This is a genomic window from Nostoc cycadae WK-1 (genome assembly GCF_002897135.1).
In the GTDB taxonomy this organism is placed as follows: domain Bacteria; phylum Cyanobacteriota; class Cyanobacteriia; order Cyanobacteriales; family Nostocaceae; genus Nostoc_B.
The window spans coordinates 18,922-34,706 of the sequence record NZ_DF978437.1 but is presented as its reverse complement, the minus strand read 5'-3'; the positions used below and the strand labels follow the sequence as shown (position 1 = coordinate 34,706).

At 38.8% G+C, this 15,785-nt stretch carries 12 protein-coding genes; 5 read left to right on the top strand and 7 right to left on the bottom strand.

Going from position 1 to position 15,785, the window contains the following annotated elements; all coding sequences use genetic code 11:
* Positions 1 to 177 precede the first annotated feature (177 nt).
* Together fraI and NCWK1_RS22330 are read left to right on the top strand one after the other, a co-directional pair.
* Positions 178 to 870: a septal nanopore formation protein FraI gene (fraI, locus tag NCWK1_RS22335; protein WP_096576599.1), complete on the top strand. Its 693-nt coding sequence runs from the start codon at positions 178 to 180 to the stop codon at positions 868 to 870.
* A 200-nt stretch (positions 871 to 1,070) separates the two neighbouring features.
* On the top strand, positions 1,071 to 2,822 hold the full coding sequence (locus tag NCWK1_RS22330) for an ABC transporter ATP-binding protein (RefSeq protein ID WP_103126224.1): 1,752 nt from the start codon (positions 1,071 to 1,073) through the stop codon (positions 2,820 to 2,822).
* A 45-nt stretch (positions 2,823 to 2,867) separates the two neighbouring features.
* Here the strand turns inward: NCWK1_RS22330 and NCWK1_RS22325 are convergent, their stop codons facing one another.
* The 6 genes from NCWK1_RS22325 to NCWK1_RS22305 form a co-directional block, all read right to left on the bottom strand.
* Positions 2,868 to 3,200 carry a type II toxin-antitoxin system RelE/ParE family toxin gene (locus NCWK1_RS22325; RefSeq protein WP_096576603.1) on the bottom strand — a complete coding sequence of 111 codons (333 nt, stop codon included), beginning with the start codon at positions 3,198 to 3,200 and terminating at the stop codon, positions 2,868 to 2,870.
* Positions 3,197 to 3,457 (bottom strand): ribbon-helix-helix domain-containing protein, encoded by a 261-nt coding sequence (locus NCWK1_RS22320; RefSeq protein ID WP_103126223.1) that lies wholly within the window; start codon positions 3,455 to 3,457, stop codon positions 3,197 to 3,199. Before NCWK1_RS22320 ends, NCWK1_RS22325 begins: the two co-directional genes overlap by 4 nt.
* Positions 3,458 to 3,550: 93 nt before the next feature.
* Positions 3,551 to 7,231: a caspase family protein gene (locus NCWK1_RS22315; RefSeq protein WP_103126222.1), complete on the bottom strand. Its 3,681-nt coding sequence runs from the start codon at positions 7,229 to 7,231 to the stop codon at positions 3,551 to 3,553.
* A 102-nt stretch (positions 7,232 to 7,333) separates the two neighbouring features.
* On the bottom strand, positions 7,334 to 8,506 hold the full coding sequence (locus NCWK1_RS22310) for a DUF1822 family protein (protein ID WP_103126221.1): 1,173 nt from the start codon (positions 8,504 to 8,506) through the stop codon (positions 7,334 to 7,336).
* A 3-nt stretch (positions 8,507 to 8,509) separates the two neighbouring features.
* Complete coding sequence (locus NCWK1_RS29945) at positions 8,510 to 8,674, bottom strand: hypothetical protein (RefSeq protein ID WP_222838805.1); 165 nt, start codon at positions 8,672 to 8,674, stop codon at positions 8,510 to 8,512.
* Positions 8,675 to 8,765: 91 nt separating this feature from the next.
* The gene (locus NCWK1_RS22305; RefSeq protein WP_187308215.1) at positions 8,766 to 9,851 is read right to left on the bottom strand and encodes a sigma-70 family RNA polymerase sigma factor; all 1,086 of its coding nucleotides are present in this window, start codon (positions 9,849 to 9,851) and stop codon (positions 8,766 to 8,768) included.
* A 240-nt stretch (positions 9,852 to 10,091) separates the two neighbouring features.
* Between NCWK1_RS22305 and NCWK1_RS22300 the strand changes: the two genes are divergently transcribed.
* Positions 10,092 to 11,480, top strand: coding sequence for a hypothetical protein (locus tag NCWK1_RS22300; RefSeq protein WP_146034021.1), 1,389 nt, complete (start codon positions 10,092 to 10,094; stop codon positions 11,478 to 11,480).
* A 63-nt stretch (positions 11,481 to 11,543) separates the two neighbouring features.
* On the opposite strand, the gene NCWK1_RS22295 is transcribed toward NCWK1_RS22300, so the two are convergent.
* Entirely contained in the window at positions 11,544 to 13,490 is a 1,947-nt protein-coding gene (locus tag NCWK1_RS22295; protein ID WP_103126219.1) for a M48 family metalloprotease, read from the bottom strand.
* A 335-nt stretch (positions 13,491 to 13,825) separates the two neighbouring features.
* On the opposite strand from NCWK1_RS22295, the gene NCWK1_RS22290 reads away from it, so the two are divergent.
* Both NCWK1_RS22290 and NCWK1_RS22285 read left to right on the top strand, forming a co-directional pair.
* The gene (locus NCWK1_RS22290; RefSeq protein WP_103126218.1) at positions 13,826 to 14,977 is read left to right on the top strand and encodes a Card1-like endonuclease domain-containing protein; all 1,152 of its coding nucleotides are present in this window, start codon (positions 13,826 to 13,828) and stop codon (positions 14,975 to 14,977) included.
* A 172-nt stretch (positions 14,978 to 15,149) separates the two neighbouring features.
* The gene (locus tag NCWK1_RS22285; protein ID WP_103126217.1) at positions 15,150 to 15,782 is read left to right on the top strand and encodes a HupE/UreJ family protein; all 633 of its coding nucleotides are present in this window, start codon (positions 15,150 to 15,152) and stop codon (positions 15,780 to 15,782) included.
* Positions 15,783 to 15,785: the final 3 nt, after the last annotated feature.

Here is a 15,785-nt window from a genome sequence, read left to right as displayed (position 1 = left end):
TATAAATAATAGACGCAGTGTCAAAAAATTGCTCTAAAATCACTACGACGGTAGTCATTAGGTGTGAGGGTGGTAATATTTGCAGTCAAGTAAAAGTCCGATTACAATTTGACGGTCAAATACACATCTTGCTCCAAACCCTAGGCTGATCGCACTAGAAAATTTGAGAGTTAATCTATGTTCATATTGTTGAGCCGCGTACTTTTGTGGCTGCTTGTTGGCACTATCGTATATTCGTTGTTCCAGAGGTTCTATCCTCAAGGAACATTTGCTGGGCGAGTAGTCCTAGTAATTATTTTGGTTGTCCTAGCTTTGTCGTTCGTTAACCCCAACGAACCAGCTGTGGCATCTTTATGGAGGGTGATATCATTCCCCCTCAAGCCTTTGGGAGCATCAGTATTAATGATGATTTTTGCCGCCCAAAAAATTAAGGGTGGAGGGATAGATAAACCAGGAGGATATTTAATTGGTTGGGCGTTGACAATTTTGCTGTTGTCTAGTACACCAGCGATCGCTTATTTTTTGGTAAGAACACCAATTGCCGCAGTTGTTAATCCCACTGTAGCAAATCAGGAAATAGTCAGAAATTATTTGCCAGAAGGGGCGACTGGCTCGGAAGTTCTCGTAGCATTAGCACCAGGAACTACAACTAGTGATGTAAATAGTACACTAGGGCTAAAGGCAATTGCTTTCAACTCTTTCGATCTCCAAATTCCGCCTTACCTATTACAAAATCCACAGCAAATTCGCGAAAGAGGTTTGCGACTGGAAGACTTTGTACCCAGTGCGGAAACACTCCAACTTACCACCCAAGTTTGGGAAAGTTACCTCAACCAAGTTTACTTTTTCTTGCGTGGTCGCCAGTCCTAGGGTTAAAAAAGTAAAATTAACAAGGCCACAACGCTACGCCCTAGTGGCTGGCCTTATTTAAAAACCTGAATTCAGAATGGAGAATTCAGAAAATAATTTTCTCTACTGAATTCTGACCACACACTCCTGAATTCTTTGTAGATAAAATATAAACCTACGATCCGTTTGTTTTAGGATGATGGAGTTGCAAAATTGCTGTAATGGCAAAATCTCGACGACTAGCTAAACTCGGTGCTTACCTGCGTCCTCATTGGGTAGAGGCAACATTAGGCATTTTTGCTTTGTTGTCTGTCAATGGTTTGGGCGTTTATATTCCTTGGTTAATTCGTGGCTGTGTTGATAAACTTTCAACTCAATTTAGCTGGAACCAACTACTACATTATGTTGTAATCATCATTTTGTTGAGTTCGGCAATGTGGTTAATCCGCATGGCTTCTCGTATCTGGCTATTTGGCGTAGGACGACAGGTAGAATTTGACCTAAAACAACGGATTTTTGAACATTTACTGAAGTTAGAGCCGGCTTATTTTGCGACGAATACCGCTGGGGATTTGATTAGTCGCGCTACCAGCGATGTGGAAAATATCCGGCGCTTGTTGGGTTTCGCGGTGCTAAGTTTAGCCAATACTTTTTTTGCTTACACTTTGACACTGCCTGTAATGCTGACAATTAGCCGAGACATGACACTGTATTCTTTAGCAGTGTACCCCTTCATGTTTTTGTTGGTGCATTTGTTTAGCGATCGCCTACGCAAACAACAAGCCGCTGTCCAAGAAAGACTCTCTGATATTAGTGAACTGATTCAAGAGGATATTAGCGGCATTGCCTTAATTAAAATTTACGCTCAAGAAGAAAACGAGCGTCAAGCTTTTGCTAAAAAAAATCAGCAGCTATTAAAAGCTAACCTGCAATTGGCAAAAAGCCGGAATGTATTGTTTCCGTTAATTGGCGGTTTAGCTAATATCAGTTCTTTAATTATTATTTGGTTAGGTACAACGCGTATTTCTGGGGGAACTTTAGCAGTTGGTGACTTTTTAGCACTGCTAATTTATGTAGAACGACTCGTGTTTCCCACCGCTTTATTAGGTTTTACCATTACCACCTATCAACGCGGTGAAGTCAGTATTGATCGCTTAGAATCGATTTTCAGCGTCACACCCAAAATTCAAGATACAGGTGATGCTGTACATTTACCGCTGGCGGAAGTAAAAGGCGAAATTACCGCAAAAAATTTCAGCTTTACTTACCCAGAAATGGCGACACCTGCCTTAGATCATCTTAATTTTACAATTGTCCCCGGAGAAACAGTAGCCATTGTTGGGGCAATTGGTTCAGGGAAATCTACTTTAGCCAACGCCTTACCTCGGTTGTTAGATATTGCGCCTGGACAATTATTTTTAGATGGGGTAGATATTACCAAAATCGTATTAGAAGATTTGCGAAGTGCGATCGCCTATGTTCCCCAAGATAGTTTTTTGTTCAGCACCACCATCAAAAATAATATTCGCTATGCTGACCCCGTACGCGAACAAGAAGATGTCGAATCTGTAGCTGTCATGTCTCAGATTCATTCGGAAATTATTAATTTTCCCCAACAATACGAAACTCTAGTTGGCGAACGCGGTATCACCTTATCTGGCGGACAAAGACAACGCACCGCTTTAGCCAGAGCCATGCTAGTTGATGCTCCAGTCTTAATTTTGGATGATGCTTTATCTAGCGTTGATAATCAAACGGCCACCAAAATTCTCAAAAATCTCTCTAGTGGAACTAGCCGCAAAACTGTCATTTTTATCACCCACCAACTTTCTGCCGCCGCCGCCGCTGATAGAATTTTAGTCATGGATAAAGGTAAAATTGTCCAAACAGGCAATCATATAGAACTAGTGCAACAAGAAGGTCTGTATAGAACCTTGTGGAGTCAGCATCAAGTAGAGGAATTGTTGCGTTAGTCAAAGTAATGAGAATTTAGCGTCAAAATGAAGTTTGATTTTGGGTTAAAGCTCTTCGTCTAATTCGCTTAGTACATCAGCTATATCTCTTGCTCCGTGAAATACTCGAAGAATTTCAACGGTGGTATCTTCAATCCGATAGAAAATCAAATAATCCTGAAAATCTTTGATGCGCCATTGTCGGATTTTACCTAAACTCGATACAACTAATTGCGTTACCTTTCCCATCCCTGGAGTCTTTTGCAACTGAACAAAGGTCATTTCGGCAGCATTTAAGAATTTAACTGCTACATCACTATTTCCATTGACCAATATATAATTTGCCAGAAGTCGCAAATCTTGCGTTGCTCGGTCTTTAATAATTAACCGATAGTTCATGTGTTGCTTGAGTTACCTATACTATTCTGTCCTAAAACAGTAGAACGCAAATTCTGCCAATATTCTGGTGTTACTTCCTGTCCTGGAGAATCAATCCCTTCTTTCAAAAGCGCTTCTAAGTTGGCTTGAGCTTTCTTTTTTTGGTCTTGCTTTAGCAAATTTAGAAAATATTCACCAATGCTACTGTAAGCACCTGCCATCACTTGTGCCTCTACATAAACACGCATTTCATCAGGTATATCAATATTAATATTCATTGGCTTTGAAGTATGACTACCCTGATTATTTTAACTGACCATCTTGCTTGAGGAGAGACATTTGCTCAGTTGATAGCAATTATTTTTGAATTCTTATTTAACTTGACACTCCTCCCAACGCCGTTTTAAAAGATAAGCACTGGGCGGAAATGATAATTTAATGGTGAGGTTTTGTCCTTGCAACTCGCTACAAGTAGATTCATCCTGCCAATTACAGCGGTTTTCTGTATATTTGCGCCACAATTCTTCTATATCTTTAAGAGTTGCACAGGGTAGAAGTTTTTCTTCTCCTTCTGTCAGATAACCATCATTATTTACATCAGCTTTCGCACCTTGTTCGCGCATCAAAATTGCATAAGATGTTTTGAGTGCGCCTGTATATTGATTTTCAAACTTGGCAAAGTTAGTTTCAACTAAATCACCAAATTTACCTTGGTGGAGTTCAGCATCTAAAGTAGAAAGTCTAGTTTTTTTAATAATTTCTGCCAAGGATTTTTCAGCTTGTTGCGATGCTTGTTGCAATATATTTTTTTGACTTAAAATATCAGCAAATTTTTGTGGTTCTTGGCTAATTTTTTCTTGTAAGTTAAGACTAATGCGCCAAATTTGCCGATAGTCATCCAATGCTTGATTGATATCACCAGCTTTTTGATGTTGGTCTGCATTATTTAGCAGTGCCGATAGACTATTAATTGTAGTTTTAGCAATATCTGGGGTAATAATATTAAATGAGCTATAGCGGATAAGTTGAGCCAACTGATTCTGCTGTTGTTGTTGCCAAGCAACTATACCAGAAGCAACAATTAATAATAATGTAATAGTACTGGTACTACCTAGTAAGAAACGATTTTTTCGCCGCGCTTGTTTACTAGCTTGAATATATTCTTTCTCTTGGGGTGTGAGATAATCTTTGTATTTTTGATAGTATGCTTCTGCTTCTGTGAGTTGAGTTTTTTGCAGTAAAAAATCTGAGTGTTTGTGCTTTTGCTCCCATTCTTTGCGTTTCTTTTCTAGACGCTCTTGTTGATACAAGCGATCGCGGTTTTCATCTAGCCACCAACGCAAGCTTGACCAGTGGCGAATCAAAATTTCGTGAGCTACTTCTATAGAGACTTCACTTTTTATCAGTTCTAATTCTTGAGAAATCTGATCGGCCGTGCGACTTTGCCCAATATTTGTTTCATCTTCTGGTAAGTTCACGACAATTAGTTTAGCATCAATGAACTTTTGCAAAGTTTTTTCTACTAATACTGGAGAATATTTACTTTGTAATAATTGCGATTTTTTGATTTGTTTCTTAGTGTCTTCTGTTCCCTGTCCGAGACGAGTTAAAGAGAGAAAAATCCATTGCGCTATTTTCTGTTCTTCTGGAAATAAACTATCATAAATTGCTTGAGCTTTGAGTTCTAGCGCTACCTTAATCCCGCCTATTTTATCCCGATATGCAGAGACTGTTAATTCCCCAGTACTTTGGTTGCGGTGTTCCCATAACTGCTCTAAAACAAATTGCAGTAATGGTAAATCTCCAGCCGATTGTTGTAAATCACTTAACAGTAATTCCACTAAACCTGACTCGACTTTTAATTCTACTTGCTGTGCTGGTTTTTCGATAATCTGCCGATAATTTTCTTCGCTCAGTCGGGGTGGAACTAAAACATGAGATGCTTGTAATTTTTGCGATAGTCGAGGTAATTCTAGACAAGGTGAGATGAAGTCAGCGCGGAGAGTAATGATTAACTTAAAGCGGTCGGCTGCGTATTCTAAAGCTTCTAAAAGGATATCTAAAAAAAGTTGGCGATCGCCTGTAGCCGCCAGCGTAAAAATTTCTTCAAATTGGTCAATCACTAAAACCATCATTGGCTCAGTTCTGGTGCGTAACCAATGGACAAAACCTTCACCGCCTAAGTGTAATAATCCTTCGGTTTGTAATGGGTTTTCCTCCCCATCTGCCATAATTTTAGCTAATTCTTGCAGAGGTTTTTCCCCAGGACGCAAATATTTAATTAACCAAGTTTCACTTCCCGGCAGTTGTTTTCCTAGCCGCATTTGCGCCATTAATCCAGCTTGAACTACCGAAGATTTCCCACTCCCAGAAGCACCAACTACTGCCAAAAAAGACTTATGATTAACTTCATTAATTATCCTTTGTGTGAGCGCTTCTTGACCGTAAAAATATCGTGCATCTTTTTCACTAAAAGCTCTTAATCCCATATAGGGACAAATCCCTAAATCAACCCGTTGGGATTTTTTTTGTAAAGTAGCAGGTAAAACTTCAATTACTCCTTGCATTCCGCCTAACCAATAATTTCGCCAAATTTGGCTTTCTGCAAGTTCGCGCTGTACACCCATAATCCAGCCAGCAACCGATAAACCTATTTGCACGTTGGCTGTTTGCAAAGTTGTGAACAAAGCTGTGGCAAATTCTTCGTCATTTTCAGCAGTCGCCGCACCAATAATTAAACATTGACTAAATTCTGATTCTTGTTGTAAATCTTCTAGCCAATTTTGGAGAGAAGCACTATTTGGTGTGTCTACAAGACAATCTAAAACCACAATTTGTTGAGCAATATTTGACTGACGCAGATTTTGGCGCAACCAATCACGACTTATTTTTATTTCATCACTTATTACTAAAAGAGCTTCACCTGTGTTTGTTTCTGTAATTCGTCCCCGCAGGTAAAGTAGAGATGTCGCATCTTCTAAACGTTCCTCAGATTCCTGATTTAGTAAGCAATTTTGAATCGCTTGGCGGACATCCGGTAAATCTCTCACCTGGGGATGCCAATATTTCAAGTCAAAGCCACCTGCACCAGCCAGCATTTTACTAATCTCAGGAATTATTTCCCCATCTAATAGTCCATCTACTATTAAAGCTTGCCGGAGCGATCGCATTTCAATTTCTGTAGCTTTATACCCAATAACGAGTTCTCCTACAGCTTCTACAATTAATTTGGGAGTTTGCTGTGGTTGTTCTTTTTTTAAACCATCAGTTTCACCACGACTACGTTTTTGTTGATTAATTAACCGCAGTCCTTGGTTGAGTTTATCAATATACTGAAGGGTATTGTGATAAATATATTTATAGAGTAACTTAACTTCAATTTCCCCTCTAGAATCAGCCGCTTCACCTAATAAAGCACGAATCAAAAAATAGGTAAATACTCCATGACCCAAATCAGGAAATTCCCAAGATAACTGCTCTTTATCACAGGAAAGTAAGGCATAAAATCCTTGATTATAGCCTGTCTGTTTTTTCTGAACAGCAACTTTTTGTAACTGTTCCAACATCCGCGGAGTTGGTGAATTTCTTAGGGTTAAACTACCACTATGACAAGCATCTAACACAACTATTTGTTGAGCAGCTTGACAATTACCTAACACTGCTAAGAGTTCTTGCATTGTCAAACCAGTGTTGAGTAAATCGTCTGTTTGAGTATGGGTTAAACACAACACCGCCTGCTGACTTTCCGACTCCAGCATTCCGTGTCCACAAAAGTAGAATAAAATTGTATCTTGGGGGTTAGCCGATTTCACTATTTGCTGGAAACTAGTCCGAATTTTTGCTAGTGATGGTGTTTCGGCAGAGTGAGAATGATACTCAATAATTTCTGTTTGGATAAATTTGTGATTTGCTTGTTTTAACGCTTGAGCGAATCCTTGACAATCTGCAACTGCGTAACGTAGTGAACGAAGATTTTTATCTTGATATTCATTAATACCAATAAGTAGACACCAAAGTTTTTTTACATCTGTTTGGATAATGGCACGGGGCATATTTTAAAAATTAAGTATAGATTGTCAAATTGTAGGGACTATTTTTTTAAACGCAGAGGTGCGCTGAGTCAACGCGGAGTTATGCTGAGAATTGATAGAGTTTTAAAATCTCAATATTTCTCGCTCATAATTTTCTGGTGTTGGTTCAATTTCCCACACTAAACCTTCACCTGTTTCCAGTTCTAATTCAATTGCTAACTTTTCTGTCGGTGCATTAGCAACGCACTCATTATCTGGAAATGGTTGTAAATCTTCAGTTAACAAGCGCAATTTAAATCCGCCGGGAATTAAACCTTGTAATGATAAACTATGCAATTCTATACACCAAATTTTGGCTGTGTTATCTCCTAAAAATTTGACTTGTAACTCATAATTTTTACCAGCAATTATCAAATGACGCGACAAAATAACAGGCTCATTATTTGGTGAGAATCCTCTACTATTAAAATTTGTTTCAAAATCTAAATAACCCCAGCCAATTTGCTGTGCTAAATCAGAAATTCCAGTTTTGACCCATTGGATAATTGACCACTGTTCGGGAATTCCTAAGCGTAGTTCATATAATTTATGTCTCCAACCACCATGTTCTAGTAAGGCTCCCCATAAGCTAAAAGGAACTGCCAATCTAGGAAAGGCTAATGCAGGATTAGCTAATCTTTCTAGTAAATTATTTGCTTGGGCTAGTGGTATGTTAGGGAGAGGTTGAAGTTCAGTTTTAGTTGCAGTATCAGGGCAAAGTTGACGCGTTATCCACAGCATATTTAAGTCGTGGATGAGGTCTTCGTTGTCTAAAGAATAAGTGCGATCGCCTGGGTTATAATTACCTTGTTGTTTGAGTTGCAGATGGGTTGTGTATCCCCACACTTTTATCCATCCATCTTCTGTATTCACTTGCACTGCTAAATAATAATCACCAGCCCAGTTAGGAATATCAACCCATTCTTGCGGAACGCGAATTTCATTAATATCAATTGCTGAACTTGGGATTAATACTAGCCGAGTTTGATTAATAGTAATAGCTGTACCATTTACCACTTCCCAAAAGCTATTAAGGGTGGCAATATTTGGTGCAGGCTTGGCTATAATTCCCCATATTTCTTCTAGCCAAGGTAGCACAGTTAACAAGCAAAGTTTATTTAAATAAGCTTGTAATTGAGTGCTGGCTGTGGAAAAATTTTGACTTTGCTGCCAAACTGCGTCTTGTGTGGTTTCAGAAATCTCTACACACGGCTCGATAGCAATTGTTGATATCGGTAGAGAATTAAGATAGTTCATGATTTAATATCTGTTCAACTGTGTCAATTGATATTCCTTGTACTTGCTAATTTCATTTACTCCTTCATGAATAGCTGCAAGGAATTCAATCTCTTGAATGATGTGGTGAATTGAGACATCTGGCGGCAGACGTTTGATTAGTTCAATCACTTTTTGTTGGTCACTCATAAAACAATATCTGGTGAAAGTTACAAACCACAGCAATAAGTTGTGCGAACGGTGGACGCAGAGAACAGGATTTTTATCAATGATGACACTGCTATACTTCATTGTTATTTTTGTAGTATTGTTCTAGCCATTCATCAATTAATCCATTCATGTTATTGATTACGTTTGGTGTCAGAGAAATATTCTGGGTGGTTTGCGACCATTGAGCTAATGTGATGAGGGATTCGGATTTGAATTTCTGGAGTCGGCGGACAATAGTCGGTTGAGATATCCCTAACTTTACAGATATTTCTTTTTGGGTAAGTCCTTCACCGTAATACATTCTCAGTAGGGCTTGTTGCTGTGTATCAAGATTATTGATGCTATTGCTTAACAGTGAATTTATCTCTGCCCAGAGAGATTTACGGATTTGCGCTTCTTCCTCATCTAGTAGCTTTGTGAAGGGGATGGCATCGCTACTGGGTAAGATGTCTTGTAATGTATTGTCTTCGTTGAATAGAGTCGCATCTAAAGAAGCAGTAGGCGGAGCCAGATAAGCTCGAATGGCTTTAATACAAGCTTCTAGGCATTTTTGAATAGTTTTAGGATCTAATGGTGGTAACTGTGCAATTCGTTCTTGATTGTAAAGTTGGGCGATCGCTTCCCATACACTTATATCAGGGGCGGTAAGCTGGCGGTTCCCTCTGGGTTTTTTGGGCGCATAAATCACCTTGAAGCATTCCCAAGCAAAAATGTAAGGCTCAATTTCTGTGGTGGATAACCCACGCTGTGCTAGAGCTTTATGAAGCAGCTTTTGACTACTGTGTAGTAATAATGACCAATCGCTTCTAATACTTGCTTCTTCTAGCCCTTCTTTGAGTAGCCCATCTTTGATGAGATTGCAGAATGCTGTGTAAGCAAAAGCTTCTAAGTTAGTTTGTCGCCGGGGGTCAAATCCTGTGAAAACTTTATCAATATAAGCGATCGCTATCTGAAAATAGTCCGCTAAAGTATACTGTGGCAACGTAAATTTCGGTTTGACTTTAGCTGCGGCTTTGTAACCGACTTCTTGCAAGTATGCAAACAAATGACCCCTCGCCATACTTGTTGGTTGATTTTGCCAAACTTTGTGCCAGTATAACGCCCAATCAGATCGGGAACGTTCTGCTGAAGGGGACTGATTTAAGTAATTACTCATATTGCGATAGAGCGTGCTATCCGTGACCCATTTTATTGAACCGCCTGACGAAAATTGCAGAAAGCTCGAAAAAATCTCAACAATTTCTTGACGAGGGTGCATGAAGTGACGTGTTTAACTCTATTTTTATGATTTACCAATTATCTTTACATAATATTCAAGAATGATGGTGCAATACCTACGAATATTTTCAGAATTCTCACAGTATATGCACATAGTGAAAGTTTTCTGGAGTCAGTGATGAGCAGCCGAAAGTTAAAACAGCAACACAGAAGATTAATGTATGCGATCGCTACTTTGATGATTCCTCTGTATACTGTGGCAACAACTACAGATAGTTATGCTAATGTCCCAGAAAAGGGAGAAATATACCAAATTTTAGGAAATAATGAACTGTCAATTCGACGCGGTTCTAATTATGGCCCGGCAGTGGTGGGTACTTTTCTACAAAAAGTATATGATACTTTGTTCCTTCCTGGTAATGGTAAATCCTTCGCCCAATTACGCTTTCAAGATGTGACTGGCAAGGATATGGGACTACAATTACAAGCTAGTACTAAAAATAAACAATTAACACTTTATTACTTACCTTGTACAGCTAAACAAGGAGATTCATTACTAATTGAATGGGCAAATCAAGGTACTGGAAAACGCGCCTGTGAATATGGTATTCGTATACAGCGAGGTGTGCGTAATCAAACAAAATCTATAGATAAAAATTTATCCGATTTTGAGCCAGCTAAACAACTATTCATAGCCCAAAGTTCTGGAACTAAGTTGCAATATTGTAGTGTGCTTGCTGCTAATGGTCGTGGTTGGAGTGGGGTTTCAGCCAATGAGCCTTGTGAGGAACCAATGCAACAATGCCAGACGAGTGGTAGTAAAGAATGTGCAGCGATTACAAGAGATGAATGGAGTGTAAGAAATGAAAATTTAACCGCCATTATCAAGTGTGCAGACAATCAATCCTTCACTGACAAAGGTAGTGGTTCTACAATCAAAGATGTGATAGCTAAACTTTGGGAACAATCTCAAACCCAAAAAGCTAAATTTTGTGCGCTTCATGTTCTCAATTCTGATATAGAAGAAGTAGTTATTGCCCCGGAAAGTAAAGATAAAAACTTATTCCAAACTCGTAATACTCCTAATGGTATTCAAGTAGATGTAATAGCGGGAATCGCTAGTGTTATTTCAGCTAAAAATCCTCAAGGAGTCACTCTCAAGCCTGGACAAAGATATAACTATAATGGAGAAAATCAAGAAGATAAAACCGAAAAGTTTGATAATCAAATTGAATCAATTGAATTACAAGTTTATCAAGCCACATCAAAGGGTTTAAAACTCTGCGACCAAGAACAAGTAAGTGGTGGTCAACAAGGTGATAGTCGAGAAATTCAACTCACAGCTAATGAAGGTCAAATTAATATCAGTTATGAAATGTATCAAGTTCCCGATAGATTAAAAGTCACCTATGAAGGGCAAACGCTAATAGATACAGATTTTGTCTCAGGTAGTAATAAAATATCCGCCAAGTTTAAAGGTAATTCTGGGCGAGTTAAGGTAGAAGTCATTGGCAATAAGGATATATCAAGTACTCAGTGGAAATATACGCTTTATTGTCCCCAATAAAATAGTCCCTATATAAAAACCCGCATACGCGGGTTTAGTTGTTTTTTCAAAAGTGGATTCATTCTAGAAAGGGATACGGAAAATTCGCCCACCACCAGTACTTTCTTTAATTACTAAAGTAAGATTTTGTGAACCTTGACTATTCCAAGATTGCCCTAATACTTGTACCTCACCTTTAATACTTCCCCCGGCTGGAACCTGCGCCTGTGCTGATGAAAAGCGCGTTTTCAATTTTTTGCCACTTTCAGTTACTACTTCAGCATATAAAGGGACAAAAGCAAAGGCGCGATCGCTGCGATTTTCGACAATAAAATTGATGGTGAAGTTTCGATCACTTTCTACCTTGCCGCCATCTATCCGAATCTCTATATTATCTCTGGTTAGTCCGGCGGCGATCGCCACAATACCGCGTGTTGGTTTAGTTCTGCTATTTGGCTTTCCTTTCGGGGGTTTTTTTGCTGGTTGAGATGCGGCTGGTTTACTATCTTGACTCGGAGCTATCCCTTGGATTAAATTCTGAATTTCTTGATGCTTCTTCACTCCTTCAAAAGCATAACGATTATAATTATTACTCTTGATTAAACCTTCTAAATATGCAACCCTTTCCGCTGGAGCCGGGTGAGTTGATTGCCAAGAAGTTTGCTCTTTACCACCAGATTTGGCATTGAGCGTTGCCATTAAATTACGTAAGCCATCCGCAGCATAACCAGCCTTACTTAATACGCGCGTCCCTAAAATATCAGCTTGGCGTTCATTCTCTCGGCTATATTCTTTACCCACCATTTCTTGGAACATATTAGAAATGGGAATTACATTACTTAACCCTCTAATAAACTGACTTTGGGCAACGCGTTGAAAGCCATGAGAAAGCACTGCATGAGATATTTCATGACTCAACAATCCTGCCAACTCTGCTTCCGAATTAGTTCCCAAAATTGCCCCCACATTGACAAATACTTTCCCTCCAGGTAAGGCAAAAGCATTAATCTCACTATCTTGAATCACATAGTACTCATAGTCAAACTTGCGCCCCATTAAAGGCTCTAGTCTGCCGCCAATTCCTCGCACATAATTAAGAACTTGAGGGTCTTCTAATAACTTACCTTCTTGTTGATATTGCTTAACTAATTTATCAGCAACTTCTTTACCAAAAGCAGATTCACCTTGCAAAAGCATAGATATCGTTTCAAAACCGGAAACTCCCGATTGCCAATCTTTTGTACTAAATGCTTTTACACCACCTACTACTGTACTAAAAATACCTTGGAATCGTAAATCATCATTCAGCTTGGAGTGATGACGTTGGAGATTTTTCTCAGCTAGTTTTTCAAACTCTGGAGCTTCGGGATAATCGACATAAATTGTGGCAAATTGTCTTGCTGCAATGGAAGCTTCTAAAAACCGTTGTTCTTTTGCCAAAGCTTTAATTTTCGCTTTGAGCAATTCCGGGTCATCAGGATATAATTCTACTGCTCGTTCCAAAACTTCCAAAGCATTTTTTGGCTGTCCATCTTTAGCATTACTTTTGCAAGCTTCAGGTTTTTTATCACAAGCTTCAGCTAACAGTAAATGACCCTTGATAAACTCAGGATAATTACTCAGTAACAGTTGCAGAGGTAGAAAAATTTTGCTATCTAAATTTTGTTGTAAACCTTCGTTAGCATTACGCCAGTATACTTGACCATCACCCGGTAATTGCTCAACTTCATAAATAGCTGTGCGTCTCCTATCACTGGTTGCAAAATCAGGCTTTACTTTGCGGTAGAGATTTTCTGCTGCTTGTAATTGTCCTTTTTGGTAGAGTTCATCGGCTTCTGCTAAGGTTTGAAAACGGCTAATAGCTGGAGAATTTTGCGCCAGCTTGACTTTTGTATTTTGCAGTTGGCGATGTGCAGTTGTTCTTGAATCAGCATCAACCTTGAGATGGCTTCCTAATAACAAGGTGCTAGTTGTCATACCTAAAATCAAGCTCAATTTTACAGCTTGAGCAAGTTGAAATACTCTACTCATAGAATTTGCCTTCAATTCATCTTAATAAAATTACTGCGTGATTTTACTGTTTATTCGTTACATTACTTCATGAATTTCTGTCGGCGCTGATTTTACAACCTAGCCGAAACTTATATATGCAGTAGTTTGGCAGATTGCGGGCTTGGGTAGGACTTTTTGCAGAGTAGTAGCTGTGAGGCTGCCATACCTAAATTTTATAACTTGTTGGCACTTTACTATGAATAAAAGTTGGGGTACTGACAGTAGCTAGTTACATCAGGAAATGAAGATGGCATTCACCAGTTTTGCCAACTCAAAAATTGATAGTACTATCTACAAGTCTAGAGAGAGATATCATGGCATTACAATCTTTAAACTTTAGAAATAGCATCACTAAATTATCTTTCACCCCTGGATTATTAGCGGGAGCAATTACACTGTGCTGTGGTGTAACAGCATCACTTTTATTACCTGCTAGTGGAATTAGAGCAGCTTTAGTCGGTAGCACTGTAGGAGCAGCAGGGGTAACAATTCTGAGAAAGCGACAAGAGCAGGATGTCAAGCAGATAGTTGAAACTCACCTAGAGTCTTATTTAGGAGTAATTAATGGGGAAGTTATCACATTAAAAAATCAATTTCAGCAACTGCAAGGTCAAGTAAAAGCTCCTGCTCAAATTCAAATTGCTCAACCTCAAATTAAGCCTCAACCTGTAATTAAGGCAAAAATTAGCTCTCAATCTAGTTCTCAGTCTAGTCATGCAGATAATACACAATCAACAAATGTAGCAGATTTGATTGCTTGGCTGAATACTCGCAATGTGAAAGTAGAATCTGCTCATGAGTTCCTACCAATAGATGACATATTTGATAATTTAGCAGTGATTTTAGGCGAAAACTATACGATTTTAGAGCCTTTACATTATCAAATAATTAAAAGTTTACAAACTGGGAGGAAATTCAGTTTCAACTTAGCTAACAGTAGTCAAAAATCAGTTAGTCTATGCACTCAGTTTTGCCAAAATTTACATAATCAATCATTATTAGACTCTTATTACTACGACAAAAAGCAAAAAGTTATCCATGCTGCACCACAAATAGGCAAAGCGGAGATCACACAGTTTTTAAATGGAGGATGGTTTGAGCGATTTGTTTACAAAAAAGTAGCCAAATTACTGGCAGCGCAAGGTTTACAATATCAATATTTGAGAAATCCTCAGATTGTTTTCCAGAATGGAGATAAGTTTGAATTAGATTTGCTGTTCCTTGTGAATAATGAACTCATTTGGATAGAGTGCAAATCAGGCCAACAGTCAAGTAGTGCTTTAAAAAGTTACTGCGAACGCCGGAGAAAACTGGCTGTTCCGAAAGAAAAGGCATTTTTGGTCGGCTTGAAGTTGTCTGATGTTCAAATAGCAAGCTGGACAGAACTTTGGGATATTACTGTAACAAATAGTAATGATTTTCTCAAGCGCATCCGAAGTGCTGTCAGATGCTCAACGGATTCATAAAAAATTAGTGTGATTTGACATAGAGCAAACATACCTCTCTTAACATCCTGGTTAGGAGAGGGTTAGGTCAAAAAAGATTTGTCAAACTTACGTAAAATCAGATAACGATCGCGTTAGTTTTTTTAGGTACTTGGGCAGTATAAGATACCGAAAAACTAATAGGTTATATTTTATGTTCCAAGATAAATTACTCCAACGTTATGTTGGTGCGATCGCTGCTTTAGTTATCATTAGTTTGTTGAGTTCATGGACTGGACTATCATCTCTCCATGAAATCTCTAACTCCTGGGATGGCTTTCTGTGGGGAATGGCAGATCCGGTATTGGCCTTTGATAAGTTAGTTAGTATATTGGCAATTGGTTGGCTGGCTGTTGGGAAAATGCGTGGGAGATGGATAGCTACTGTGCTGATATGCGCCAACATCTTCGGTACACTCATTCATCTATTGCAGATCAACTTACCATTGACAGAAATAGCGATCGCGATTGTTAGTATTGCTTTTGGTTTGGTGCTAATTATATCCAAGCAGCCTAATTTATTGACACTGCTGATACTAACGGCGATCGCTGGTTTACTTCAAGGTTATTTTAATAGTGAATCAATTATTGGGGCAGGGATAATGCCCTCAGTTATGTATATTTTTGGTGCAGCGTTGACACAGTATGCGGTGCTAATGAGTGTCAGCCAAATTGCTGCTCAGGTTAGTCAAGCAGAATTACTCAATATTTTGCCAAAAAAAATCAGTTTAGTGGGCTTTGCTATTTGCGCTCTTGGGCTTGTCTCTCTAAAAACCTGGATCAACTAATTA